The following is a 25,697-nucleotide window of genomic DNA, read 5'->3' on the forward strand; positions in this document are numbered from 1 at the left end:
TCTTTACCGGCTGCCGTCGATATACGGCCGGGCCTGCACGATCAGGATGTTCTCACCCTGTACGGCCCATTCGATATCCTGGTCCACGCCGCCCAGGCGCTGCTTGACCTGGCTGGCTACAGAAGCCAGGCGCGCCACCAGGGCATCGTTCAGTACCTGGCGCGTGCCTTCGATCGGCACTTCGCGGACGCCGCCCGCCGCGTCCGCCACCAACTGGGTGTCCTCGGCGGAACGGCTCAGCACCTGCACCGCCTTGGACCAGCTGGAGTACATCAGCTGTTCGGCCTGGCGCTTGCCTTCCACCACCTTGATGCCCAGGCCGCGCTTGGCCGAGATGTAGGTGACGTAGCGGCGCGAGGCGTCGAAGGGATCGCGCGTGATCATGACGCCTGAACTTTCCGACGCCGCGGCCTGTTGCACCAGCACCGCCATCACCACGCCGTCCTGGCCGATGCCGGCCGCGCGCCGGGCTTCGTACGCTTCATAGTTGTAGACCGAGGCCCACACGGTTTGCACTGCCTGCGCCAGCGCGTCGGCCTGCGTGACGTTGGGCACGGTGGTGTAGAGCCCCGCGCCGCTGAATCCCGGCAGGTCTTCGGAATTGGACGAGCTGCGCACGAACACGCCGCGCCCTTGCAACTGCTTCTGCCAGCGATCAAGCCAGGCGGCGGCCAGCATGGGATCGGGCTGGGCCTGGATGATGTCCCGGCGCAGCGCAGCCAGTTCGGCGCGGCGCACGTTGGCGTCGCTGGCGAAGTCCGGCCGCTGCTCCAACGCGGCAATGCGTTGCGGCACGCCCAGTTGCGCCATGAAGGCCGCGTACTGCGCGAAGGGGATGCAAAAGCCGTCTGGCACGGTGGCCGCGGGCGGCAGCGCGGACTTCAGCGCGCCCAGGTTGGCCGCCTTGACGCCGCAATGGCGGCTGTCGCGCGTGGTCATGCCGGCGAGCGGCTTGATCGCCTTGACCGTCAGGTCGGGCTTGGGCAGCGGCAGGGCGGCCTTGGGCGGCGGCGCGACGTCGGGCTTGGCGATGCGCTGCACCTGATAGCCATTGCTGGAGACGGTCAGCTCGACCCACTGGCCGTCATGCTCGCGCAGCGCCGCCACGGCGTCGCGCACATAGGCGTTGGGAATACGCCAGCCCTTGGCCAGCAGGTTGACGTGGGATAGCAGTGTGGAGGGCCGTTGCGTGACCAGGCCGGCCACCGGCGGCAGCGCAACCGGCACTTCGTCCAGCACCAGGATATCGGTCGGCGACAGGTCCGGCGTGTCGTCCACCGAGGTGACGATGCGCAGCCGGCCCTGGCCGACGCCGGTGTTCAGCGGCAGGAAGGTCTGTTCGCGCAGCAAGGATTCCTGCGTCACGGCGTTCAGACCGGCGGTCTGCGCGACCTGTTCGTGCAGCGTGGAATTGGCCTTGAAGCGCACCGGTTCGTAGAAGCTGGCCTGCAGTTTTTCATCGGCCAGCTTCAACAATTCCGGGTTGATCCGGTCGCCTTCCCAGAATTCATAGGTGTAGCCGGGCAGGCCGTGTTGCCAACTCAGGGTGCCGAATAGCAGGCGCCGCTGCGGATCCTTGTACTGCGCGATCAGCGTGGCCTTGTCGTCGGCGGGCAGCAGGCGCCGCTCGCGCGCGAAGTTCTCGTGCAGGGTGTAGCGCGGCGTGTTGACGTAGTAGATCTTGCCGCCCTGTTTCCGGTCGATCACGAACAGCACGTGCGGGATCTCCAGCGGCGCGCCGGGGTTGTAGACCCGGGCCAGTTGCTGGAACTCGGCCTGCGTGCGGATCTGGCTCAGGAAGGCCGGGCCGCCTTTGTTGGCGTCCTCCGTCTGCTGCGCCGCGCGCTCGTCGGGGTTCAACGGGCGGACGTTCTCATAGGGCGAGGGCTTGCGGGCGGTCTGCGCCTGGACGGACGGGCCGAAGCTGGCGGCCAGCGCGGTCAGCGCAGCCAGGGCGATCAGGCGGGTCGGGCGGCGGCAGGCAAGGCGGTGGGGGATGGGCAATGGACGCATGAACGGGCGGGCAGGGCGCAGGGAGTGGCGATGATATCGGAGCCGTGCCGGCGTTTGTTTCCGGATGTGATAAACCATGCGTTGAAGTTGCTGCGGGGGCGCAAAATACCCAATTTCAGTGATGTGCTTCAGGCTACGGATGTCGTTTAATACCACCCAGGCTTAATCGCGCCCGCCGGCGCCGCGGGAAACCGGCCATCTCTGCACAGCGGTGATGGAGGCGGTTTCTTCGTAGGGTCTTTTGAAGGAGCAGCTATCGCTGCTCCTTTTTTTCGGCATGCCCATGCGCCGCGCGCCATCAGGCCGTGTCGGCGCCCAGCCCCAATTCCGCCAGGATGGCGGCGGTGTGCTGCCCCAGGGCGGGCACGGCGCCCATGGCCGCGCTGGCGCCCGACAAGGTCGCCGGCGGCAGCAATGCCTGGATGGGGCCGCCTGGCGTGGCCACGTCGCGCCAGCGGCCGCGCGCGGCAAACTGCGGGTGCTCCCAGACCTCGTGCATGTTGTTCAAGGCGGAGTTGGCGATGCCGCCCCGATCCAGCCTGGCCAGCACCTGTTCGCGCGACAGCAAGGCAAAGCACTGCGCAATGCGCGCATCCAGCGCCTCGCGGTGCCGCACGCGCTGGACGTTGGTGGCATAGCGCTCGTCGTCGGCCAGCGCCGGGTCCTCCAGCACATGGGTGCAGAAGCTGAGCCATTCGCGGTCGTTCTGCAGGCCGAATATCACGGGCTTGCCGTCGCCCGCGAGGTATTGCCCGTAGGGCGCGATCGCGGGATGCGCCACGCCGTTGCGCGCGGGCGGGGAGCCGCCATAGTGCGCGAAATTCAAGGCATAGGAAGTCCATTCCGTCAGCGCCTCCAGCATGGTCACCTCAACGCGTAAGCCCGCGCCGGTGCGTCCGCGCTGTATGAGCGCCGACAGGATGCCGGAATAGGCATACATGCCGGCGGCGATGTCGGCGATGGAGATGCCCGTGCGGGCTGGGGAGTCGGGCGTGCCGGTAAGGGAGATCAGTCCCGAAGCCGCTTGTATCAGCAGGTCATAGGCCTTTTTGTCGCGGTAGGGGCCGTCATCTCCGTAGCCGGAAATGTCGCACACGATCAGCCTGGGGAAGTCCACGCGCAGCGTTTCGTAGTCCAGGCCCATGCGGCGCGCGGCACCGGGGGCGAGATTTTGGATGAAGACATCAGCCTGGCCCAGCAGGCGGCGCAGCACTTGCGCGGCCCCCGGCGCCTTGGTGTCCAGGGCCAGGCTCTCCTTGCCGCGGTTGGCCCACACGAAGAACGACGACTGGCCGCGCACGGTGTCGTCGTAGCCCCGCGCAAAGTCCCCGGCGTCCGGCCGTTCGATCTTGATGACGCGCGCGCCCAGGTCCGCCAACTGGCGGCTGGCGAAAGGGGCGGCGACGGCGTGTTCGAGCGCGATGACGGTGATGCCGTCTAGGGGGCGGGTAGCTGCGGTCATATCGTCCTGGATGGGGAGTGTGGGCCGGGGCGCATGCCGGGCCCGGCGGCGGCGGAGCATTATGGAATGCGGGGCGCGCGCGCGGCCAGTCGATATTTTTTAAGCGGGATTCGAGATTCTCTAATCGGCGTCCAGCGCTGGCCGCGGCTCGGTGACAAAGCTGATGAAGGCGCGCGCATAGCCGGGCAGGGCGTCCTGCTTGCGCATCACCGCGCGCTGTTCACGCACGGCCCAGGATTCTTCGATCTGCACGCATTCGACCCTGCCTTGGGCCAGCGCCGGCGCCGCAACCGAGCGCGGCACCAGTGAGATGCCTGCGCCTTCCTGGACGCAGCGCAGCACGGCGTCGAAGTTGGGCGCGTGGACGCGTACCCGGGGCTTGAGCCCCATCTGTTCGGCCATTTGCTGCAGGTACAGGAAGTTGCTGCTCTTGCGGCCGATGGCGACCAGATCGTGCGACAGCGCGGTTTCGAGTGAAACGCGCGGGTGCAGGCTGAGCGGGTGGCGCGGGGGAATGATGAAGATCAGTTCGTCCTGGCCGTAGCTGATGAATTCCAGCCCACGCATTTCGATGGCGCCGGCGACCAGCCCGATGTCGGCGCGGCCGTCCAGCACCGCCTTGACGGTTTCTTCGCTGAGATGCTCCTCAAGATCCACGTTGACGTTTGGATAGGCGGCCAGGAACCGGCTCAGCGCGCTGGGCAGGCTGCTCAGCGTGCTGCTGTTGGCGTAGACGCGGATATGGCCTTCGACGCCGTCGGTGTGGCGGCGCATTTCCGCCCGCAGGCGCTCGACGTTGCCCAGTATGGTCTGCGCATAGCGCAGCACGGTCATGCCGGCGGCGGTGAGCGACATGCCTTTCTGGGTGCGCACGAACAGCGGCACGCCCATGGCCTGTTCCAGGTTCTTCAGGCGGTAGCTGGCCGATGGCGCGGTCAGGTGCAGGTCGGAGGCTCCGCCGGTGAGGCTCTTGGCTTCGGCAATGGCGACAAAGACGCGCAGGTCGGTCAGTTCGTAGCGCAAGGAGGGCACCTGGATTCGGGCGGCGCAGCGCCGTGGCGGGCCGCTGTTAGAAGGGCTCTAAGCCGGATAAGAAACTTTCGACTATTCGTGGTTCCGGCCTCGTCTCTATATTGTGCCGCACACAAAAGACCAACGGAAACAAGCATGAGACATGGATTTCCCTGGCGCGCCTTGGCGGGCGCCGCCGTGATCGCAGCGGGCGCGCTGGCGGGGGGCGCAGTAGCGGCGCAGGACTATCCGGCCAAGCCGGTACGCCTGGTGGTGCCGTATGCGGCGGGCGGACCCACCGACACCTTCGCGCGGGCCTTGGCGGAGACCTGGAGCCGCAAGCTGGGCGCGGCGCTGGTGGTCGAGAACCGGACCGGCGCCGGCACCCTGGTCGGCACGGAAACCGTGGCTCGAGCCACGGCCGACGGCTATACCTTGCTGCTGACCACGGTGGCGCACGCGGTCAATCCCAGCATCCATTCCAACCTGCCGTACCGCACGGTGGAGGACTTTGCGCCGGTCGGCCTGGCGGCCAAGGCGCCGCTGGTGCTGGTCGTCAACAAGAACGTGCCGGCCACCACCTTGCCGGAGTTCATGGCCTATCTGAAGGCCAGGCCAGGCAAGGTCAACTACGGCTCGGCCGGCATCGGCAGCGCGCCGCACCTGGCCGGCGAATTGCTGAACCATCTGGCCGGGGTGCGCGCCATGCACGTGCCGTACCGCGGCAGCGCGCCGGCGATGGCAGACGTCATCGGCGGACACCTGGACTTCATGATCGATAGCGCGCCCACGGGCTTGGCGCAGGTCCAGGCCGGCACGGTCAGGCTGCTGGCGACGTCGATGGCGCAGCCCCTGCCGCAGACGCCCGGCACTCCGCCCATCGCGCAAGCGGTGCCGGGCTACGAGGCCTATACCTGGAACGCCGTCTTGGCCCCGGCGGGCACCCCGGCGCCGGTCGTTGACAAGCTCAACGCTACGTTGCGCGCCGCGCTTGCCGATCCGGAGCTGCGGCGCCGCGCCTACGACATGGGGCTGGTGCTGCAACCGGACACGACGCCCGCCGCGCTGAGCGCTTTCCTGCAGGGCGAACTGAAGAAGTGGGGCGAGGTCGCCCGCGCCGCGCACATGACCGCGAACTGAATCCCGTCAAGACAAAAGGAACCCTGCATGATCAAGCACCAACTCTGCGTTCAGCGCTACTTCGAGGACTTCGAAGTCGGCGAGGTCTTCCTGCTGCCGTCGCGCACCATGACCGATGCCCTGTTCGCCGCGTTCCAGCTCGCCAGCGGCGACAATCATCCCGTGCATTACGACGTCGAATACTGCCGCGCCCACGGCATGCCCCACATGCTGGCGCACGGCTTCCAGGTCGCCATCCAGACCGCAGCGGGCGCGGGACTGTTTCCCCACATGGTGGAGGATTCCCTCAAGGGCTTTCTGGAACAGAGCAGCCGATTCCTGAACCCCGTGTTCGTGGGTGACACGCTTTATTCGTCGCTGACGGTGGCGGAACTGCTGCCCGGACGCACGACCGGGGTGCTGGTCATGCACAGCCTGGTGCGCAACCAGCGCGACGAGGTGGTGATGGACGGCGTGCAGAAGTACTTGTTGCGCAAGGGCCAGGCGCAATAGCCGGCAACTCCCGGGAGGGCGGATCGGAACGCCTGCTCGGGAAACTCCCTATCTTCCAAAGGCGTGCCGCCCGTTGACAGCGGACTGCGGCGAATCGATACTTGAATCCAGTACGTATACGTACAAAATGGCGCGCCCAAGCAGCATCGGTCGAACCCGGTTCCCACTGCTCTCGCAAAGGAGTAAGCAATGAAGGACGGCGAAATTCTTTCCGGATTCCTGGCTCCCCATCCGCCGCACCTGGTGTACGGCGAGAACCCGCCGCAGAACGAGCCGCGCTCGCGCGGCGGCTGGGAAAGTCTGCGCTGGGCCTACGACCACGTGCGCGAAAGCATCGAACGCCTGCAGCCCGACGTGCTGCTGGTGCATTCGCCGCACTGGATCACCCAGGTAGGCCACCATTTCCTGGGCGTGCCGCGCCTGGAGGGCCGCTCGGTGGACCCGATCTTTCCCGACCTGTTCCGCTACGACTTCGGCATGGACGTGGATGTGGAACTGGCCGAGGCCTGTTGCGAGGAAGGCCGCAAGCTGGGCCTGGTCACCAAGATGATGCGCAACCCCAAGTTCCGCGTGGACTACGGCACCATCACGACGCTGCACATGGTGCGGCCGCAATGGGACATTCCGGTGGTGGGGCTGTCGGCGAACAACACGCCGTACTACCTCAACACCCAGGAAGGGCAGAAGGAAATGGACCTGCTGGGCCGGGCCACGCGCGAAGCGATACGCAAGAGCGGGCGGCGCGCGGTGCTGCTGGCCAGCAACACGCTGTCGCACTGGCATTTCCACGAACAGCCCGAGGTGCCCGAGGACATGTCCAAGGAACATCCGGCGCGCTACGACGGCTATCTGTGGGACATCCGCATGATCGACCTGATGCGCAAGGGCAGGATGGACGAGGTATTCGAGCTGTTGCCCCAGTTCATCGACGAAGCCTTCGCCGAAGTGAAATCCGGCGCCTTCACCTGGATGCACGCCGCCATGGGCTATCCGCAATTGGCGGGCAAGTTTCACGGCTACGGCACCGTGATCGGCACCGGCAACGCGGTGATGGAATGGAATCTGCAGGAGGCCGGGCTTTCCCGCCTCGAACAACCCGCCGGCGCGGCGGACTAGCCATCCAGGGAGACAGGCCATGACCATTGTTTCCGCATTTCTCGTTCCCGGCAGCCCGTTGCCGCAGTTGCGCAGCGACGTGGCGCCCTGGGGGCGCCTGAACCAGGCGCTGCGCGCGGCCGGCAAGTCGCTGGCGGCTTCCCGGCCCGATGTGGTGCTGGTGTATTCGACGCAGTGGATGGCGGTGCTGGACCAGCTGTGGATCACGCGCGCGCGCAGCACCGGCGTGCATGTGGACGAGAACTGGCACGAGTACGGCGAGCTGCCCTTCGACATCGCCAGCGACGCGGGCCTGGCCGACGCCTGCGTACAAGGCTGCCGCGACGCCGGCATCCATGCGCGCGGCGTGGACTACGACCAATTTCCCATCGACACGGGCACCATCACGGTCAGCACGCTGATGGGCTTTGGCTCCGACCAGCTGCCCGTGACGCTGGCGGCCAACAACCTGTACCACGACAACGCGCAGACCGAGCAGCTCAGCCGCATCGCCGTGCAGGCGGCCGCGGCGCAAGGCAAGCGGGCGGCAGTCATCGGCATAGGCGGGCTGTCCAACACCATGTTCCGCGAGCCGGTGGCGCCGGAATCCGACCGCCTGATCTCCCAGGCCGACGATGACTGGAACCGCCGCATGTTGGCGTTGCTGGAAAGCGGCGATGCCCCGCAACTGCGCGAGGCGATGCCCGAGTATGCGGGGCAGGCCAAGGCCGAGATGGGCTTCAAGCCCATGTCCTGGCTGCTGGGCGCGCTGGGTGACCAGTTCCGCGGCGGCAAGGTGCTGGAGTATGCGCCGCTGTACGGCAGCGGCGGGGCGGTGGTGGAATTCAAGGTGGGTTGACGGCGTGCCGGGCCTTGGAGGCGGCGCTTGCGGGACCGCGCCGGCGAAGGCTCGCATCCATGACGCTAGTCAGGTCTGCCCGGCAAGCGCCACCGGTATTTCCTTGGTCCCCGTTGCCCGGCGCCACTGCGCCGGCCCCGACACATGCAGGTTCCCGCCCACCGCATCCACCGCCACGGTTACTGGCATGTCCGTGACTTCGAACTCGTGGATCGCCTCCATGCCCAGGTCCTCGAAGGCGATGACGCGAGCGCTGCGGATGGCGCGGGACACCAGATAGGCCGCGCCGCCCACGGCGATCAGGTAAGCCGCTCGGTGGCGCCGGATCGCCTCGACCGCCTGCGGGCCGCGTTCGGCCTTGCCCACCATCGCCAGCAGGCCGGTGCGCGCCAGCATCATGTCGGTGTAGCCGTCCATGCGGGTCGAGGTGGTGGGGCCGGCGGGGCCGACGGCCTCGTCCCGCACGGCGTCCACCGGGCCCACGTAATAGATGGCGCGGCCGCGGAAGTCGGCGGGCAGGGGCTCGCCGCGGGCCAGCATTTCCTGGATGCGCTGGTGTGCGGCGTCGCGTCCGGTCAGCATGCGGCCGTTGAGCAGCAGGGTTTCACCGGCGCGCCAGGAGGCGACCTCCTCGCGAGTGAGCGTGTCCAGGTTCACGCGCCGGCCGGCGCCGGGGCCGCGTTCGGCGCCCAGGTCGGGCCAGAGATCCAGCGACGGCGGGGCCAGGTGCGCGGGGCCGGAGCCGTCCAGCACGAAGCTTGCATGGCGCGTGGCGGCGCAATTGGGGATCAGCGCGATGGGCTTGGCGGCCGCGTGCGTGGGGTAGGTCTTGATCTTGACGTCCAGCACGGTGGTAAGGCCGCCCAGACCCTGCGCGCCCACGCCCAGCGCGTTGACGCGGTCGTACAGTTCGAGCCGCAGCGCGTCCTCGGGCGCCAGGGTTTCGCCGCGCTGCGCCCGGGCCTGCAGTTCGTGCATGTCCAGCGGTTGCATCAGGCTTTCCTTGGCCAGCAGCATTGCTTTCTCGGCGGTGCCGCCCACGCCTATGCCCAACATGCCGGGCGGGCACCAGCCGGCGCCCATGGCCGGAATCTGCGCCAGCACCCAGTCGACGATGCTGTCGGCCGGGTTCAGCATGGCGAGACGCGCCTTGTTTTCCGAGCCGCCGCCCTTGGCCGCCACCGTGACCGCCAGGCTTGCGCCCGGCACGATCCGCATGCTGATGACGGCGGGCGTGTTGTCGCGGGTGTTGCCGCGGCCGAACAGCGGGTCCGCCACCACCGAGGCCCGTAGCGGATTGTCCGGGTCCAGGTAGGCGCGCCGCACGCCGGCGTTGACGGCGTCCTCCAGGCTGCCGGTGAAGCCTGCCCAGCGCACGTCCATGCCGACTTCCAGGAAGACGTTGACGATGCCGGTGTCCTGGCAGATCGGCCGCCGGCCGATGGCGGCCATGCGCGAACTGGCCAGGATCTGCGCCATGGCGTCGCGCGCCGGCGCGCTGGCCTCGCGTTGGTAGGCGCGGGCCAGATGCGCGATGTAGTCGGCCGGGTGGTAATGGCTGATGTACTGGAGCGCGCTGGCGATGGATTCGATCAGGTCGTCCTGGCGGATGCTTGTGCTCATGGCGTGCATGGGTGGGTGGCTTGAAGGTTCATTCGGCGTGCAGCGTGACGCCCGGGCGATCCTTGACCAGGCTCACGGCCACGAAGGACACCACGGCCATGACGATGACGTAGACGCCCACATGCCAGGACTGGCCGGTGGCGGTGATGATGGACTGCGCGATCATCGCGGCGAAGGCGCCGCCCAGGATGGAGCCCAGCGCATAGCCCGCCGACACGCCGGAATAGCGCACGTCGGCCGGGAACATCTCGGCATACAGCGCGGCCTGCGGTCCATAGGTCAGGCCCAGCGGCACCGACAGCACGGCCAGGGCGAAGGCGAACTGCATCACGTCGCCGGATTCGATGAAGGACCACATCGGTATGGCCCAAAGCGCCAGCAGCACGTAGCCGAGCTGGAAGGTGCGCACGCGGCCGATGCGGTCGCCCAGCCAGCCGCCCAGCAGCGTGGTGCCCAGCCAGCAGGCCGCGGCCAGCGTGCAGATCATCAGCACCTGCTGCGCCGGCATGTGCAGCGTCCGGCTGCCGTAGCTGATGAAGAAGCCGACCAGCAGGTAGCCCGCCGTGCTGTTGCCCACGAAGATCAGCGTGGTCAGTAGGATCTGGCGCGGATGCTTGCGCAGCAAGGTGCCCAGCGGCGCCGAGGAATGGCTGCGGCGCGACTGCATTTCCAGGAACACGGGCGATTCCTCGACGGCGCGGCGGATGAAGACGCCGACCACGATGAGCGCGATGGACAGCAGGAAGGACACGCGCCAGCCCCAGGCCATGAAGTTGTCGGCGCCGACCAGGGCGGTGATGCACCACAGCACGCCGGTGGCGACGATCATGCCTAGCGGCACGCCAATTTGCGGGAAGGCGCCGAACAGCGAACGCCGCTCCCGGGGCGCGTGTTCGACCGCCATGAGCGCCGCGCCGCCCCATTCGCCGCCGGCCGAGAAGCCTTGCAGCACGCGCAAGGCCACCAGCATCACCGGCGCCCAGATGCCGATCTGCGCATACGTCGGCAGCACGCCGATCAGCGCCGTGGACACGCCCATCAGGATCAGCGTGGCCGCCAGCACTCGCTTGCGGCCGTAGCGGTCGCCCAGGTGGCCGCAGACGATGGCGCCCAGCGGCCGGAACAGGAAGGCCACGCCCACGGTCGCGAACGACAGGATCAGCGACAGCTCCGGGTTCTCCTTGGCGAAGGGCGCGAAGAACAGCGAGCCCAGCACCAGGCCCGCGGCCTGGACGTAGATGAAGTAGTCGTACCACTCGATGGCCGAGCCGACCAGCGTGGCGGCCAGCACCTTGCGGTCGTCGGCGCTGACCAGCGGGCCGGACGCAGACCGGGGGGCGGATGCGACGGCGGCGCCGCCGGCGGGGATTTCTGTTTGCATGGTTGTCTCCTTGGGGGAATGCGGCGGTTCAGCTTCTTATCGGGGGGTGTCGCCTAGGCCGCGGCGCTCTGCGGCGCGTCGGGCTGGTTTTCCGGGCGGGCGGCTTCAAACGCAGGCAGGCCGGCGCAGGCCTGGACAATGGCGCGGACCCGTTCGAAAGGCGCCAGGTCCGCGCCGTAGCGCAAGGCGTTGTAGACCTGCGGGATCAGGTAGCACTCGACCAGCGTGGGCGCGGCGCCCAGCGCGTAGCTGCCGTCCTGCGCCGGGGGCAGCGCCGCTTCGAAGGCCTGGAAGCCTTCGGCGCACCAATGGCGATACCAGTCCTGGATCTGTTCGTCGTCCGCGCCGAACTGGGCGCGCAGGCGCTTGAGCGCGCGCAGGTTGTTGAGCGGATGCATTTCGCAGGCGATCAGTTGGGCCAACGCGCGGGCCTGAGCGCGCTGCGCCGGATCGGCCGGCAGCAGCGGTGCATCAGGATGGCGCTCGTCCAGGTACTCGATGATGGCCAGCGACTGTTGCAGGCGCAGGCCGTCGATCTCCAGCATGGGTACCAGGCCGAAGGGCGCCAGCGAGCGGTAGGCGGGTTGCTGGTGCTCACCCTTGACCATGTGCCAGGTGACCTGCCGGTACGGCAGGCCCTTCAAGGCCAGGGCGATACGGACCCGGTAGGCCGCGGAACTGCGCCAGTAGCTGTGCAGGGTGAGGGCAGGGGAGTCGGCCATTGCGGTCTCCGTTCAGGCGGCGGCGGTTGCGGGCACGCTGGCAGATGCGGCGGCAGGCATGGGACGCGTGCCGGGGATCCGCACCTGCTGGTCGATGTCGCCGAACAGGCTCAGGCCCGCGTCGTCGCGCATGCCGATGCGCACGCGGTCGCCGTGCTTGAGGAAGGGGGTGCGCATGTCGCCGTCGCGCAATTTTTCCCGCACCCGCGCCTCGACCAGGCAGCACACGCCGGCGGCGTCGCTGGCATTCGAAATGGTGCCGCTGCCCACCAGGGTGCCGGCGCCCAGGCGGCGGGTGCGGGCCGCGTGCGCGATCAGTTCGCCGAAATGGAATTGCATTTCCTCGCCCGCCTGGGGCTGGCCGATCTGCCGGCCGTTGAGCCACACCTGCATGGCGCGGTGCAGCTTGCCGCCGCGCCAGTAGGGCGCCAGTTCGTCGGGTGTGACCAGCACGGGCGACAGCGCCGAGGCCGGCTTGCCTTGCAGGAAGCCGAAGCCCTTGGACAGTTCGGGCAGCACCACGTTGCGCAGGGTCACGTCGTTGACCAGGCCCAGCAGCACGACGTGTTCCAGCGCCGTGTCCGCGTTCACGCCCAGCGGCACGTCGTCGGTCACCACCACGATCTCCGCTTCCAGGTCCACGCCCAGGTCCTCGCTGGCGGCGGTGATGTCCTCGCAGGGTCCCATGAAGTCGTCCGAGGCGCCCTGGTACATCAGCGGATCGGTCAGGAACGAGGGCGGCATCTCGCCGCCGCGGGCGCGGCGCGTCAGGTCCACGTGGTTCAGGTAGGCGGACGCGTCCAGCCATTGGTAGGCGCGCGGCAGGGGCGCGGCGCAGCGCGCCGGATCGAAGGGCTGGCTGGCGCCGTCGCCCGCGTTCAGCGCTTCGTATTCGGCCTGCAGCAGCGGCGCGGCGCGGGCCCAGTCATCCAGCGCCTGCTGCAGGCTGGCTGCAATGTGCGGCACGGCGCGCGTGCGGGTCAGGTCGCGGCTGACGACGGCCAGGGCGCCGTCGCGGGCGCCATTGCTCAGGGTGGCGAGTTTCATGTTCAGGTGCTCCGTATCGGATGGGGAGGCCCGCGGCGGGGCCTCGTGGCGTGGTGGCGTGCCGGGGTCAGGCGGTGAGTTCGGCCCACATGTCGCGGTCGCGCTCGGCGGTCCAGACGCGCGGCTCGGTGATGCCGCTGGCCTCGTCGTAGGCGCGCGAGACGTCGAAGGGAATGGCGTGTTCGTAGATGACGACGTGGCCGAATTCCGGGTCCATCACGCGGCGCGTGTCTTCATAGACCTGCTTCAGGCTCTTGCCTTGCTCCACGCCCTGGCGGGCGCAGCCGTACAGCGTCTCGACCCAGCTGCGCGTGTAGCCGATGGCCTCGCGGCAGGCGGCGGGCGTGGTCAGCGCGGGGCCGCGGCCCGGCACCATCTGGCGCGGTTCCAGCGCTTGCAGCGCGTCCAGCGTGGCGGGCCAGTCGGACAGGTAGGCATCGCCCGTGTACACGCCCGCGTTGAACTCCACCAGGTCGCCGGAGAAACAGATGCCCTGCGACGGAATCCAGACGATGGAGTCGCCCCGGGTGTGGCCGGCGCCCAGGTGAAGCATGCGCACTTCGAGGCTGCCCAGGAACACGGTCAGTTCGCGCTCGAACACCACGGTGGGCCAGGTCAGCCCCGGAATGCCTTCGGCGGATTGGAACAGCCGCGGGAAGCGGCCGATCTCGGAATCCATGTCGGCCTGGCCGCGCTCGACGATGAGTTCATGGGTGCCGCGGCTGGCATACACGTGGGCCGCGCCTTCGGCGGCGAAGGCGGACGCGCCCAGTACGCGCACCGCGTGGTAGTGGGTCAGCGCGACGTGGCGGATGGGCTTGTCGGTGACGCCGCGGATGGCGCGTATCAGTCCCTGGGCCATGGCCGGGGTGGCGGTCGCGTCGACCACCATCACGCTGTCGTCGCCGATGATCACGCCCGAGTTGGGGTCGCCGTCGGCGACGTAGGCGTAGGCGTTTTCGGACAGGCGTTCGAAGGAGATCTTCTTTTCCGCCAGGTCGGCCTGGGAGGCGAAGGGTTTGCTCATGGTGTTCCTTTAATGGATGGAAAGTGGGGCGGCTCAGCCGGCGTGGGCCTGGCTGCGCTGCTGGCTGCTGGTGCCGGTGGCGCCGGGCATCAGCCCGGCGGCCTTGTCGCGGGTCCAGGCGGCCAGGTCGTCATGGGCGCTGCGGCGCTTGCGGGCGACGTAGTCGGCCACGGGCAGGCGCAGGGTCAGTTCGAGGCGGATGCCGTTGGGATCGAAGAAATAGATCGAGCGGATGAAGTGGTGGTCGGTCGGCCCCACTACCTCGACGCCGTGGGACTGCAGCCGCTGGCGCATGCGCTCCAGTTCGGCTTCGCCGCGGATTTCCATGGCGAAGTGGTTGACCCAGCGCGGCGTGGCGGGGTCGGGCTGGCTCTGGCCGTTGTCGCCCAGGTCGAAGAAGGCAATGTGCGATCCGTCGGCGAACTCGAAGAACAGGTGCACGAAGGGGCAATGCTCGCCGGTGGAAGGCACGCGTTCCTCCTTGACCACGTGCACCAGCGGCAGGCCGAGGATGTCTTCATAGAAATGGCGGGTTTCCTCGGCATCGCGGCAGCGCCAGGCGAAGTGGTGCAGGCCCTGGATGGCGGGGCAGGCGGGGGGGTGTTGCAGCGTCATGGCGCCGTCTCCGTGGTTCATGGAATGTTCAAGGCGGGCGAGCCGGGCTGGGCCGCCAGCATTTCGTCGACCGCCGCCTGCACGCGGGCCGCGTCGTCCACGGCTTCGATGAGCAGCAGCGACAGCCGGGCCAGGCTGTCGCGCTGGGCCGCCGGGTCGGGCACGTTGGTCAGCGCGATCAGGCGCTCTAGCAGGTCGTCAAGCTGTTGCTGGGATAGCGGCATGGCTGGCGCCTCCGGTTGAGCGGTAGAGGCCGCGGGCCTCGGGCAGGGTTTCGGGACAGGCGCCGGGAGCATCCAGCGCGGCGGCGACCCAGGCCAGCATGGCCTCGGGATCGCCGGTCTCGGGCGTGGCGGCCGCCATGACATGCTGGTCGGGCCGCAGCAGCCAGGCCTCGCCGTCCAGCGCCTGCCCGAGCTGGTGCGCCAGGGCGGCGCGTCCGCGCTCGTCGCACAGCGGCCCGACCGCGACCCAGCGCACCAGGCCGTCGCCGTCCTGCGCGCCGGGCGGCAAGGCATCGCCGAACACCAGGACGGTGAACCAGGGACCGAGCAGGCTGTGCAAGGTCAGGCCATCCGCCTGCCGCAACACCACGTTGGGCAGCGCGCGCCCGGCCAGCGCATGGGAGCCGCAAGCCAGCGCTGAAGCGGGATAGACGGCCGGCATGCACAGGCGGCCGGTGTTGATCATGCGGGCGGCGACGGCGTGGCGCGGCGCCAGGTCGATGATGGCGTCGCGCCACAGCGCGGCGGAGCGGGCAGCGCCCGGGTAAACGAAGCGCGAGGAGCGGCGCGCCTGGCGGATGTTCTCCATTGCCGCGTGCTTGCGCTCGGCGCTATAGGTATCCAGCAGCGAGTCGCCGGCGCGGCCTTGCAGCAACAGGGCCAGCTTCCAGCCCAGGTTGTCTGCGTCCTGGATGCCGCCGTTGCCGCCGCGCGCGCCGAAGGGCGCCACCAGATGGGCCGAATCGCCCGCGAACAGCACCCGGCCATGGCGCAGGCTGTCCAGGCATTCATGGCGGTAGGCCCAGACGCCATGCCAGGCAATGTCGAATTCCACGCGCTCGCCCAGCAGGTCCCAGACGCGCTGGCGCATGGCCGCGTCCGTGGCCGCCTCGGCCGGGTCTTCGTCCGGGCGCAGCTGGAAGTCCAGCCGCCAGGTGTCGTCGGCCATCTTGTGGCGCCAGACCGCGCGGCCATGGTTGCTGCGCGCGTCCAGCCAGGTCCAGCGTTCCTCCGGCCAGGTGGTGTCGCGCAACACGATGTCGATGATGATCCAGCGGTCCTCGGTCTGGTCGTAGACGCGCGGGCTCAGGCCCAGCATGCCGCGCACCGCGCTCTTGGCGCCGTCGCAGGCGACCACCCATTGCGCGCGGCAGGCGTAGGCGCCGTCGGGCGTCTCCACTTGCAAGGTCGCCGGGCCTGCGGCTTGCGGTTCGATGCCAGCAACGCGGTTCAGCCAGCGCAGCTCGGCCAGCGGCTCGCGCATCAGCGCATCCACCAGGAAGGCTTCCAGGTAGTACTGCTGCAGGTTGACGAAGCCGTTGTGGCGCATGTCGGGCTGGTCCTGCAGCGTGAAGGACGCGACCGCCAGGTCGCGGCACAGCACCCGGCCCACGTTCCAGCGCACGCCCTTGCCGACCACGTCGCCAGCCATGCCGAGGCGGTCGAAGATGTCCAGCGTGCGCTGCGCCCAGACCATGCCGCGCGAAGCCAGGCCGCGCACGCCCACAGTGTTGTCGTCGTCCAGCACGACCACGGGGATGCCGCGCCGCACCAGATCCAGGGCCAGCGTCAGGCCGGTCAGCCCGGCCCCCACGACGGCCACCGGATGCGGCTCGCGGCGCGGGCGGTCCATTTCATCGGGCCTGACGTATGGGTAGATGGGAAGCTCTTTCATCGTTTTCCCTAGTTCGATGTGGTTTGTTGCAGGCCTCACTCTAGGAGCGCCGCGCGCGCCCGTCATGTCCTCACGGGAGAGGACACCGCGGCGGCGGAGGATGACCTTAGAATCGGGAAAACACGCGCAAGCGGGGAAAACGACACCATGGAAGAGACACACAACCCGATGCCCGCGGGCGGGGGGCCGGACCGCTGGGCCGAGTCCGCCGTCATGGACCTGGGCGGCCCGATGTTCCACGCCGCGCTGCTGCTGGCGCTGCGCGAAACCGTGGCCGCCGACCACGTGTCGCACGTGTTCTACGGCCACGAAGGCCTGGTGCAGTATTCGTCGGCGGCCAGCCTGCTGAACCAGTCCCTGATCGAATGGACCACCAATGTGTTCGTGGACAACGAGTTCTACCGGCGCGATCCCAACTACGGCCTGCTGCGCGACATGGCCTGCCGCCCCGGCCATCATCCCGACCTGGTCGTGCAGACGGCCTCCCCGGAACGCATCGCGGACGACGAGTACCGCCGCCTGCTGTTCGAGCGCCCCGGCTTCGCCAGCAAGATTTCGCTCATCGGCTGCCGCGACGAGGGCATCAGCTACCTGAACCTGTACTTTTCGCGCACCCATTCAGCGGACGCGGCCGAACTGATGCGCGGGCGCGCGCCCTTGCTGATCGCGCTGGCGCGGCGGCATCATCAACTGTGCCGCGCGGAAGCGGAACCGGAACCGACACGCGCGGCCTCCTGGTGCAGCGGCCTGTCGCTGCGCGAAGTCCAGGTGGCGGACCTGCTGCGCCAGGGCCATACCGCCAAAGAGGTGGGGCGCGAGCTGGGCCTGTCGCCCACCACCGTGGTGACCTACAAGAACCGCATCTTCAAGAAGAACAACGTGGCCAGCCTGAAGGAGTTCCTGATCAAGGCGCCCGCGGCATGCGCCGCGCCGGCCTGTACGGCCGAGGCCGGCGGCCGTTGAGGTTCGGCTGCAAGCCTGAGGCTGGTGGCCGCTGAGCACGGCCGATATGCCTGGGGCCAGCGGCCGCTGGCCGTCGCCTGCATGCCGGCGGCTCGCGGGCGCCAGGCATCGTCCGCATTGGCCGGGATCAGGCTGCTGCGGATGGCCGTAACCGGGCGATGGCGGGAACCGCCAGCGCCGCCAGCAGCGCCACGGCGCCAGCCACATAGCCCACGCTGCCCAGGCCCCACTGCGCGATGGCGAAGCCGCCCAGCATGGCGCCGGCGCCAATGCCGGCATTGGCCGCCGACACGTTGAGCGTGCCCGCCATGGCCTGGGCTTGCGGCGCCACTTTCATCACACGCACCTGGCACACCGGATACAGGGCCGTATTGGCGATGCTCCACGCGGCCAGCGCCGGCAGTAATCCGGCAAGCGAGGAAGCCAGGGGTATGGCGGCCATCATGCCCAGGCCCAGCAGCAGGGTGAACGCCAAAGTCGCGGCCAAGGGATTGCGGTCCGCCGCCAGTCCGCCCAGCCAATTGCCCGCCAGCCCCGCCGCGCCAAAGCCCATCAGCCACCATCCCACTTGCGCCGGCGGCACGCCCGCGATGCGTTCCAGCACGTCGGCCAGATAGGTATAGGCAGCGAACATCGCGGTGAACACCGCCACGGACAGCCCGATATGGGCCAGCATGCGCGGATTCCGCAGAATGCGCGCCTGCTCGCGCAAGCCGACGCGCGGCGGGCACGGCAAGGCCGGCATGCAGGCCAGCATCAGCGCGGCCAGCGCCAGCGACAGCGCGGCCAGCCCCCAGAAGCTGCCGCGCCAGCCTATCGACGTGGCGGCCAGCGTGCCCAGCGGAATGCCGAACAGCAAGGCGGCGGAAATCCCCAGGTACACGCGCGCCACCGCCTGCCCGGCGTGGCGCGGGCCCGCCAGCTGTGCGGCGGCTTCGCTGGCCGTGCCCCAGAACACCGGCAGCGCCAGCGCCGGAATGAAGCGCGCCAACGCCAGCACCCAGATGTTGGGCGCGGCCGCGGCCAGCGCGTTGGAGGCGGCGAAGACCAGCAGGATCGCCACGAACAGGCGCTTGCGCTCCAGGTGCGATACCGCCGCCGTCAGCAAGGGCCCCGACAGCATCACCGTGAACGCGAACAGGGTCACGAGCTGGCCCGCGGCGGAAACGGAGATGGACAGGTCGCGGGCCAGCTCGGGCAGCAGCCCCACGATTAAAAATTCCGTGGAAACGATGACGAAAGCCGCGACAGCGAGGATGCCGATGGAAAGCGCGCTGGAGCGGGCCGGGACGGATGGGGAGGCGAGGGAGGATTCGAGCATGGATGGGTTCAAGAGGAATACGGTCTTGAACGATATTGGAGATAGAATTTCTTATCTCAGGTATGTTTTCCATAAATTAAGGAATCTGATTCCTTAATCATCGCCGCCATGATCCCATCCGAACGCCTCAAAGGCATCGAAGCCTTCGTCACCACCGCGGACGCCGGCAGCTTCACCGCCGCCGCCGACCGGCTCCACCTTACTGCCTCGGCCGTGGGAAAAAGCGTCGCCCGGCTGGAGGCCCGCCTGCGTACCCGCCTGTTCGAGCGCAGCACCCGTCGCCTGGCCCTGACGGACGCGGGCAGCGCCTACTACCGCACCTGCGTGCGCGTGCTGGCCGAATTGCAGGACGCCGAGGCAGTGCTGGCGGCGCAGCGCCAGGAACCCGTCGGCCGGCTGCGCGTGGACCTGCCCGCGACCTTCGGCCGCCGGGTGGCGCTGCCGCTGCTGTTGCAATTCGCCCAGCGGCATCCGCAGTTGCGGCCATGCGTGTCGTTCACGGACCGTTTCGTCGATCTGGCCGACGAGGGCATAGACGTGGCCGTGCGCATCGGCGGGCCGCCGCAGTGGGCGCCCGGCCTGGGCCACCGCTATCTGGGCTCGGAGCGCGTGATTTTCTGCGCCTCGCCGCAATATCTGGCGCGCCGCGGCACGCCGCTCACGGCCGACGATCTGGCCCAGCATGACGCCGTGGCCTACGGGCGCGCGGACGGAGAACCCCCGGTCTGGCGGATCGTGCAGGGCGCGGGACCCGCCAGCCTGCGGCCGGTGGATGGCGTCATGACGCTGGACAGCGCCGAAGCCCAGGTCGACGCCGTCGCCGCCGGCTTCGGCATCGCGCAGTTGGCGACCTGGCTCGGGGCCGACGCCTTGCGCGACGGCCGGGTGGTCGAAGTGCTGCCGCAACTGGCTGCCGAGGGCTTGCCCTTGTATTTGGTGTGGCCGCTGAGCAAGAAGCTGCTGCCCAAGGTGGATGCGGTGGTGGAGATGCTGGGGGAAGCGCTGAGTATCGCCTAGCGGGCAGCCGCAACATCGCTCGGTCTGAAAAAGAGCCAGTCGAGCCCCGCCTTGCGCCGCGGCCTTCTACGCTCATGGGCGGGAGGATAGTGGCTGGGGTAAACACTTCTGTTTATTTATTCAACATTTTTGTTTATGCTCGATCAGGCCGCGACCATCGGTCATGAAATACAGCGAATTCAAGAGATGGCTGGAACGGCAAGGGGCGGTGTTCGTGCCGCACAAATCAGGCAGCAGCCACTATCGGGTTACCTTGAACGGCGTGACAACGATCTTTCCACATCACGGGTCCAAGGAAATGGGCAAGCATCTGGAAAGCGAAATCAAGAAGCAGCTCGGTTTGAAATGACGTTGCGCATTCTGCACACCGGATGCGCGTCACGCGGACAGTCCTGCCTGGCACATTCATCAAACGGGAAACCTGAATGCTGACCTATCCCTACACCCTGACTCGCGACACCAACGATACGTGGTTAGTCCGGTTTCCTGATATTCCAGAAGCGCTGTCCGTGGGGCAGGACGTCGACGAGGCGGCGATCAATGCCGAAGAGGCGCTCGAGGCGGCGCTGGAGATCTATTTCGAGGCGCGCCGCCCCATTCCCATGCCCTCCAAGCCGGCCAAGGGCCAGGCGTCGGTAATCTTGCCTGCCTTGATCACCAGCAAGGTCTTTCTGTCGAACGAGATGATTTTGCAGGGAGTGCGCAAGGCCGAGTTGGCAAGGCGCATGGGGGTTCATATGCCGCAAGTGGACCGCTTGCTGAACGTGCGGCATGCTTCCCGGATCGAGCAAGTCGAATCCGCCCTCGGACAGCTTGGGCGCCGCCTGGACGTGTCGATCGCCTGAGGCTGGTATCTGGGCAAGTCCCGCGCTCCAATGAAAATCGGCCCCGATAAATCGGGGCCGATCATCTTGCGTCGGAGAAAACCAGCCTTACTCCGCCGTTTCCTGCAGCACGCGCTTCGCTTCCTCGGCCACGCGCTCGGGGGCGGTGCCACCCACGTGCTTGCGGGCCGCGACGGAGCCTTCCAGGGTCAGCACCTGGTGCACGTCGTCGCCGATGCTGGCGTGGTAGGCCTTGAGCTCGTCCAGCGACAGGTCGGCCAGGTCGCAGCCGCGCTGTTCGCAGTCGCGGACCGCGTGGGCCACCACTTCGTGGGCGTCGCGGAAAGGTATGCCGCGCTTGACCAGGTAGTCGGCCAGGTCGGTGGCGGTGGCGAAGCCTTGCAAGGCGGCGGCGCGCATGTTGTCGGCCTTGACCTTGATGCCGCCGGCCATGTCCGCAAAGATCGTCAGCGTGTCGCGCACGGTGTCGACGGTGTCGAACAGGCCTTCCTTGTCTTCCTGGTTGTCCTTGTTGTAGGCCAGGGGCTGGCCCTTCATCAGGGTCAGCAGGGCGACCAGGTGGCCGTTGACGCGGCCGGTCTTGCCGCGGGCCAGCTCGGGCACGTCGGGGTTCTTTTTCTGCGGCATGATCGAGCTGCCGGTGCAGAAGCGGTCGGCCAGGTCGATGAAGCCCACGCGCGGGCTCATCCAGAGCACCAGCTCTTCGGACAGGCGCGAGACGTGCGTCATGATCAGCGCGCCGGCGGCGCAGAATTCGATGGCGAAGTCGCGGTCGGACACGGCGTCCAGCGAATTGCGGCAGACGCCGTCAAAGCCCAGGGTCTTGGCGACGCGCTCGCGGTCGATCGGGTAGGACGTGCCGGCCAGGGCGGCGGCGCCCAGCGGCAGGCGGTTCACGCGGCGGCGGCAGTCCGCCAGGCGCTCGGCGTCGCGGCCGAACATTTCCGCATAGGCCAGCAGGTGGTGGCCGAAGGTGACCGGCTGGGCCACTTGCAGGTGCGTGAAGCCGGGCATGATGGTGCCGGCGTGTTCCAGCGCCACCGTGGCCAGGGCGCGGCGCAGCTGGCGCAGCAGGTCCAGCAGGTTGTCGATTTCAGCGCGCAGCCACAGGCGGATGTCGGTGGCGACCTGGTCGTTGCGCGAACGGCCGGTGTGCAGGCGCTTGCCCGCGTCGCCCACCAGCTCCACCAGGCGCTTTTCGATGTTCAGGTGCACGTCTTCGAGGTCGAGCAGCCATTGGAAGCTGCCGGCGTCGATTTCGGACAGGATCTGGGTCATGCCGCGCTGGATGTCGGCCAGGTCCTGGGCGCCGATGATGCCCTGGGCGGCCAGCATGTCCGCATGCGCGAGCGAGCCCTGGATGTCGTAGCGCGCCAGGCGCTTGTCGAAATCCACGGACGCCGTATAGCGCTTGACGAGTTCGGAAACCGGTTCCGAGAACCGGGCGGACCAGGCCTGCGCCTTGTTGGCGAACTGGTTTTGATCGGGGGAGGGAGTGTTTGCCATGATGGGCGGAATTATAGGCCCTGGCGTGGCGCCGGGTGGCGCGCCTGCTGGCGGCGAACCCTCTGAGCGGGCCTTTGTCGGATAATCCTGGATTAGTTTCAAGACCTTAGAGCAGGAAGAGAGCCTATGCCCCTGGAATGGGAAGAGCTGGTCACCCAATTGGATACCCATCTGCCGCGCGAAGCCTGGGCGCAGACTTTGATCGGGATCGGCGCGCTGATCCTGGCCGCGCTATTCGTCCAGTGGGTCGTGGCCCGGGTCGTGCTGCTGCTGGCGCACCGCGTGCTGGTGCTGAGCGGCCGCGGCGACTGGGATAAGGCCCTGCAACGCCGCCGCGCCTATCAGAACCTCTGGTACGCCGTGCCATTCGCGGTGGTGTCGCTGGGCATAGACCTGGTGCCGCACGTCGAGCGGGCGGTGACCATTGTCGGGCGGCTGGCGCACGCCGGCGCCTGGATCTGCGTGTTCGTGGCGTTTTCCGGGGTGCTGAGCGCCTGGCAGGACACCTATTCCGCCACCACGCGCGCGCAGACCCGCTCCATCAAGGGCTATATCCAGATCGGCAAGCTGATCCTGATGGCGGTATGCACCGTTTTGGTGCTTTCCATCCTGATTGACCGTTCGCCGCTCTGGATGATCTCCGGCCTGGGCGCGCTGTCCGCGGTGCTGCTGCTGGTGTTCAAGGACACGCTGCTGTCGCTGGTGGCCAGCACCCAGCTGACCAGCAACGACATGCTGCGCATCGGCGACTGGATCGAGATGCCGCAGTCCAACGCCGACGGCTTCGTCAAGGACATCGCCCTGCACACGGTCAAGGTGCAGAACTGGGACAACACCGTCACCACGGTGCCCACCTACAAGCTGTTCTCGGAAAGCTACCGCAACTACCGCCACATGTTCGAATCGGGCGGGCGCCGCATCAAGCGCACCCTCCGCATCGATTCGGCCAGCGTGCGCTTCCTGAGCGACGACGAAGCGCAGCGGCTGATGCGTTTCCGCCTGCTGCACGACTACCTGCAGGCCAAGACCCACGACATCGCCCAGGCCAACCAGACCATGGGCGAGCTGGCCAGCGTGCCGGCCAACCGCCGCCGCCTGACCAATATCGGCACCTTGCGGGCCTATGCGCTGGCCTACCTGAAGCAGAATCCCGAGGTCCGTCAGGACATGGCCATGATGGTGCGCATGATGGAGCCCACCTCCGAGGGCATTCCGGTCGAGGTCTATTGCTTTACGGCGGTTACCGCCTGGGTCGAGTACGAACGCATCCAGGGCGACATCTTCGACCATCTGCTGGCCATCCTGCCTGAACTGGGCCTGCGCCTGTACCAGCAGCCGTCCGGCGCCGATATCGGCGCGATGGGCGCTCATCTGCGCGAGGGCGCCTTGCAGGCCGCGCTGGCCGCCGACGGCGCTCGCCCCGGCTTGGCCGCGCCGTTGGAGCACGGCCTGACCGACGCCAAGATGCCGCGCTAGCGGACAGCGGGCGCGGCGGGGCGTCCGGGCGGGGCCGGCGGGTGGCCCCGTGAGATAATCCAGGCGTTGAAATCCCAGGCGATAGACCCGATGTCGAACCCGTTCTTCAACCTGTATTCCCACGGCTTTGCCCGGGTCGCCGTCGGCGTGCCCGAATGCAAGGTCGCGGACCCCGCGTTCAATGCCGCCCAGACCATTGCGCTGGCGCAGCAGGCCGCCCAGGGCGGGGCGGTGCTGGCTGCGTTTCCCGAGCTGGGCCTGTCCGCCTACACCTGCGACGACCTGTTCCACCAGAAGGCCTTGCTGGACGAATGCGAGGAAGCGCTGGCGCGGGTGGTCGCGGCCACGGCCGAGATGGACATCGCCGTCGTCGTCGGCGCGCCGCTGCGCGTGGCCCACCAGCTATTCAACTGCGCCGTGGTCGCCGCCGGCGGCCGCGTGCTGGGCGTGGTGCCCAAGAGCTATCTGCCCAACTACGGCGAATTCTACGAAGCGCGCCAGTTCAGCGCCGGGGATTGCGCCATCGTTTCCGAGATCAGCCTGCTGGGCCAGACCGTGCCTTTCGGGTCCGAGCTGATCTTCCAGATGGAAAAGCTGCCGCTGTTCCAGTTCCACGTCGAAATCTGCGAGGACGTCTGGGTGCCGATCCCGCCGTCCTCCTTCGCCGCGCTGGCGGGCGCCACGGTGCTGGTCAACCTGTCGGCCTCCAACATCGTGGTCGGCAAGTCCGACTACCGCCACCAGCTGGTCGCGCAGCAGTCGGCGCGCTGCCTGTCGGCCTATATGTACACCTCCGCCGGGCGGGGCGAGTCCTCTACCGACATGGCCTGGGACGGCCAGGCGCTCATTTACGAAAACGGCGAACTGCTGGGCGAATCGGAACGCTTCCTCGGCCACTCCCACCTGTTGTTCTCGGACGTGGACCTGGAACGCCTGTCGCGCGAACGCATGCGCCAGACCACCTTCGGCCAGTCGGTGCGCCGCCACCAGGACGAAGTCCGCAAGTTCCGCAGCGTGGCGGTGCCCGTGAATCCGCCGCTGGAAGACGCCGAACTGCCGCTGGAGCGGCGCGTGGCGCGCTTCCCCTATGTGCCGGCCGACCCGCAGCGCCGCGACGCCCGCTGCAAGGAGGTCTACAGCATTCAGGTGCAGGCCCTGGTCCAGCGCCTGTCGGCCAGCGGCATGTCCAAGGTCGTCATCGGTATTTCCGGCGGACTGGATTCAACCCATGCGCTGCTGGTCTGCGCCAAAGCCATGGATGCGCTGGAACTGCCGCGCTCCAATATCCTGGCCGTCACCATGCCGGGCTTCGCCACCAGCTCGCGCACGCTGCAGCAGGCGCGCAAGCTGATGGAGGTGGTGGGATGCACGGCCTCCGAGATCGACATCCGGCCCAGCTGCCTGCAGATGCTCAAGGACCTGGGCCATCCCTATGCGGACGGCAAGCCGGTCTACGACATCACCTTCGAGAACGTGCAGGCCGGCGAGCGCACCAACCACCTGTTTCGCATCGCGAACTTCAACCACGCCATCGTCATCGGCACCGGCGACCTGAGCGAATTGGCGCTGGGCTGGTGCACCTACGGCGTGGGCGACCACATGTCGCACTACAGCGTCAACGCCAGCGTGCCCAAGACGCTCATTACCCACCTGGTGCGCTGGGTGGCCGAATCCGGCCGCCTTGGCGAGGAGGGGGCGCAGGTGCTGCTGGACGTGCTGGGCACCGACGTCAGCCCCGAATTGGTGCCTGGCGGCGCGGACGACAAGCCGGTGCAGAAAAGCGAAGACAGCATCGGTCCCTACGAGCTGCAGGACTTCAACCTGTACTACACGCTGCGCTACGGCTTCGCGCCGACCAAGGTGGCTTTCCTGGCGCTGGCGGCCTGGCGCGACCGCGAGGCCGGCGCCTGGCCCGAGGGCGGCCACGTGGCCCGCAACCAGTACGATCTGGCGGCCATCAAGCGCAACCTGAAGATATTCCTGGACCGCTTCTTCCGTCTCAGCCAGTTCAAGCGCAGCTGCGTGCCCAATGCGCCCAAGGTCGGCTCCGGCGGTTCGCTGTCGCCGCGCGGCGACTGGCGCGCGCCCAGCGATTCCGAGTCGGTGGTGTGGATGCGCGACGCCGAGCGCATACCCGACGAAGCCTGACCGGGATTTCCCGCCAAGGGGGAACCCGGTATTTG

Annotated in this window: 23 protein-coding genes; 10 read left to right on the top strand and 13 right to left on the bottom strand. The window is 68.0% G+C overall.

Features of this window, described 5'->3' with window-relative positions; translation table 11 throughout:
• Positions 1 to 3 precede the first annotated feature (3 nt).
• The 3 genes from AC3WOB_RS16170 to AC3WOB_RS16180 form a co-directional block, all read right to left on the bottom strand.
• Positions 4 to 2,013: a PEP/pyruvate-binding domain-containing protein gene (locus tag AC3WOB_RS16170; RefSeq protein WP_492275595.1), complete on the bottom strand. Its 2,010-nt coding sequence runs from the start codon at positions 2,011 to 2,013 to the stop codon at positions 4 to 6.
• 298 nt (positions 2,014 to 2,311) lie between these two features.
• A complete protein-coding gene (locus AC3WOB_RS16175; protein ID WP_492275596.1) occupies positions 2,312 to 3,475 on the bottom strand; it encodes a CaiB/BaiF CoA transferase family protein in 1,164 nt (387 codons plus the stop codon).
• A gap of 120 nt (positions 3,476 to 3,595) precedes the next feature.
• Positions 3,596 to 4,498 carry a LysR family transcriptional regulator gene (locus AC3WOB_RS16180; RefSeq protein WP_492275597.1) on the bottom strand — a complete coding sequence of 301 codons (903 nt, stop codon included), beginning with the start codon at positions 4,496 to 4,498 and terminating at the stop codon, positions 3,596 to 3,598.
• 144 nt (positions 4,499 to 4,642) lie between these two features.
• Between AC3WOB_RS16180 and AC3WOB_RS16185 the strand changes: the two genes are divergently transcribed.
• The 4 genes from AC3WOB_RS16185 to AC3WOB_RS16200 all read left to right on the top strand — a co-directional run bounded on the left by AC3WOB_RS16185 (position 4,643) and on the right by AC3WOB_RS16200 (position 8,072).
• On the top strand, positions 4,643 to 5,626 hold the full coding sequence (locus tag AC3WOB_RS16185; protein WP_207466625.1) for a tripartite tricarboxylate transporter substrate binding protein: 984 nt from the start codon (positions 4,643 to 4,645) through the stop codon (positions 5,624 to 5,626).
• A gap of 27 nt (positions 5,627 to 5,653) precedes the next feature.
• The gene (locus tag AC3WOB_RS16190; RefSeq protein ID WP_013393278.1) at positions 5,654 to 6,118 is read left to right on the top strand and encodes a MaoC family dehydratase; all 465 of its coding nucleotides are present in this window, start codon (positions 5,654 to 5,656) and stop codon (positions 6,116 to 6,118) included.
• Between the two features lie 189 nt (positions 6,119 to 6,307).
• Entirely contained in the window at positions 6,308 to 7,234 is a 927-nt protein-coding gene (locus AC3WOB_RS16195; protein WP_492275598.1) for a DODA-type extradiol aromatic ring-opening family dioxygenase, read from the top strand.
• 19 nt (positions 7,235 to 7,253) lie between these two features.
• Positions 7,254 to 8,072, top strand: coding sequence for a DODA-type extradiol aromatic ring-opening family dioxygenase (locus tag AC3WOB_RS16200; protein ID WP_492275599.1), 819 nt, complete (start codon positions 7,254 to 7,256; stop codon positions 8,070 to 8,072).
• Positions 8,073 to 8,141: 69 nt separating this feature from the next.
• On the opposite strand, the gene AC3WOB_RS16205 is transcribed toward AC3WOB_RS16200, so the two are convergent.
• The 8 genes from AC3WOB_RS16205 to AC3WOB_RS16240 form a co-directional block, all read right to left on the bottom strand.
• Positions 8,142 to 9,695 carry a fumarate hydratase gene (locus tag AC3WOB_RS16205; protein WP_492275600.1) on the bottom strand — a complete coding sequence of 518 codons (1,554 nt, stop codon included), beginning with the start codon at positions 9,693 to 9,695 and terminating at the stop codon, positions 8,142 to 8,144.
• 28 nt (positions 9,696 to 9,723) lie between these two features.
• The gene (locus AC3WOB_RS16210; RefSeq protein ID WP_492275601.1) at positions 9,724 to 11,076 is read right to left on the bottom strand and encodes an MFS transporter; all 1,353 of its coding nucleotides are present in this window, start codon (positions 11,074 to 11,076) and stop codon (positions 9,724 to 9,726) included.
• Between the two features lie 53 nt (positions 11,077 to 11,129).
• A complete protein-coding gene (maiA, locus tag AC3WOB_RS16215) occupies positions 11,130 to 11,798 on the bottom strand; it encodes a maleylacetoacetate isomerase (protein WP_492275602.1) in 669 nt (222 codons plus the stop codon).
• A gap of 12 nt (positions 11,799 to 11,810) precedes the next feature.
• Positions 11,811 to 12,845 (bottom strand): fumarylacetoacetate hydrolase family protein, encoded by a 1,035-nt coding sequence (locus AC3WOB_RS16220; RefSeq protein WP_492275603.1) that lies wholly within the window; start codon positions 12,843 to 12,845, stop codon positions 11,811 to 11,813.
• A gap of 67 nt (positions 12,846 to 12,912) precedes the next feature.
• Complete coding sequence (locus AC3WOB_RS16225; RefSeq protein WP_492275604.1) at positions 12,913 to 13,872, bottom strand: MBL fold metallo-hydrolase; 960 nt, start codon at positions 13,870 to 13,872, stop codon at positions 12,913 to 12,915.
• Positions 13,873 to 13,905: 33 nt separating this feature from the next.
• Positions 13,906 to 14,508 (bottom strand): VOC family protein, encoded by a 603-nt coding sequence (locus AC3WOB_RS16230; RefSeq protein ID WP_492275605.1) that lies wholly within the window; start codon positions 14,506 to 14,508, stop codon positions 13,906 to 13,908.
• Complete coding sequence (locus AC3WOB_RS16235; protein ID WP_088140018.1) at positions 14,505 to 14,711, bottom strand: DUF2783 domain-containing protein; 207 nt, start codon at positions 14,709 to 14,711, stop codon at positions 14,505 to 14,507. Before AC3WOB_RS16235 ends, AC3WOB_RS16230 begins: the two co-directional genes overlap by 4 nt.
• Positions 14,686 to 16,386 (bottom strand): FAD-dependent oxidoreductase, encoded by a 1,701-nt coding sequence (locus AC3WOB_RS16240; protein WP_492275606.1) that lies wholly within the window; start codon positions 16,384 to 16,386, stop codon positions 14,686 to 14,688. Before AC3WOB_RS16240 ends, AC3WOB_RS16235 begins: the two co-directional genes overlap by 26 nt.
• Positions 16,387 to 16,533: 147 nt before the next feature.
• Here AC3WOB_RS16240 and AC3WOB_RS16245 point away from each other — a divergent pair, with 147 nt between their 5' ends.
• Positions 16,534 to 17,349 (top strand): helix-turn-helix transcriptional regulator, encoded by an 816-nt coding sequence (locus AC3WOB_RS16245; RefSeq protein WP_492275607.1) that lies wholly within the window; start codon positions 16,534 to 16,536, stop codon positions 17,347 to 17,349.
• Between the two features lie 127 nt (positions 17,350 to 17,476).
• Here the strand turns inward: AC3WOB_RS16245 and AC3WOB_RS16250 are convergent, their stop codons facing one another.
• Positions 17,477 to 18,670, bottom strand: coding sequence for an MFS transporter (locus tag AC3WOB_RS16250; protein WP_492275608.1), 1,194 nt, complete (start codon positions 18,668 to 18,670; stop codon positions 17,477 to 17,479).
• A 108-nt stretch (positions 18,671 to 18,778) separates the two neighbouring features.
• Here AC3WOB_RS16250 and AC3WOB_RS16255 point away from each other — a divergent pair, with 108 nt between their 5' ends.
• The 3 genes from AC3WOB_RS16255 to AC3WOB_RS16265 all read left to right on the top strand — a co-directional run bounded on the left by AC3WOB_RS16255 (position 18,779) and on the right by AC3WOB_RS16265 (position 20,532).
• A complete protein-coding gene (locus AC3WOB_RS16255; protein ID WP_492275609.1) occupies positions 18,779 to 19,687 on the top strand; it encodes a LysR family transcriptional regulator in 909 nt (302 codons plus the stop codon).
• Positions 19,688 to 19,850: 163 nt separating this feature from the next.
• The gene (locus tag AC3WOB_RS16260) at positions 19,851 to 20,036 is read left to right on the top strand and encodes a type II toxin-antitoxin system HicA family toxin (RefSeq protein WP_119449491.1); all 186 of its coding nucleotides are present in this window, start codon (positions 19,851 to 19,853) and stop codon (positions 20,034 to 20,036) included.
• Between the two features lie 76 nt (positions 20,037 to 20,112).
• Positions 20,113 to 20,532: a type II toxin-antitoxin system HicB family antitoxin gene (locus tag AC3WOB_RS16265; protein WP_492275610.1), complete on the top strand. Its 420-nt coding sequence runs from the start codon at positions 20,113 to 20,115 to the stop codon at positions 20,530 to 20,532.
• Between the two features lie 87 nt (positions 20,533 to 20,619).
• Here AC3WOB_RS16265 and argH read toward each other — a convergent pair whose 3' ends face one another.
• Positions 20,620 to 22,038 carry an argininosuccinate lyase gene (argH, locus tag AC3WOB_RS16270; RefSeq protein ID WP_013393292.1) on the bottom strand — a complete coding sequence of 473 codons (1,419 nt, stop codon included), beginning with the start codon at positions 22,036 to 22,038 and terminating at the stop codon, positions 20,620 to 20,622.
• A 126-nt stretch (positions 22,039 to 22,164) separates the two neighbouring features.
• Here argH and AC3WOB_RS16275 point away from each other — a divergent pair, with 126 nt between their 5' ends.
• Together AC3WOB_RS16275 and AC3WOB_RS16280 are read left to right on the top strand one after the other, a co-directional pair.
• The gene (locus AC3WOB_RS16275; protein WP_492275611.1) at positions 22,165 to 23,514 is read left to right on the top strand and encodes a mechanosensitive ion channel family protein; all 1,350 of its coding nucleotides are present in this window, start codon (positions 22,165 to 22,167) and stop codon (positions 23,512 to 23,514) included.
• A 90-nt stretch (positions 23,515 to 23,604) separates the two neighbouring features.
• Complete coding sequence (locus AC3WOB_RS16280; RefSeq protein WP_492275612.1) at positions 23,605 to 25,662, top strand: NAD(+) synthase; 2,058 nt, start codon at positions 23,605 to 23,607, stop codon at positions 25,660 to 25,662.
• The last annotated feature ends 35 nt before the right edge of the window (positions 25,663 to 25,697 follow it).

Source organism: Achromobacter sp. FW305-C-30-7, from assembly GCF_058783105.1.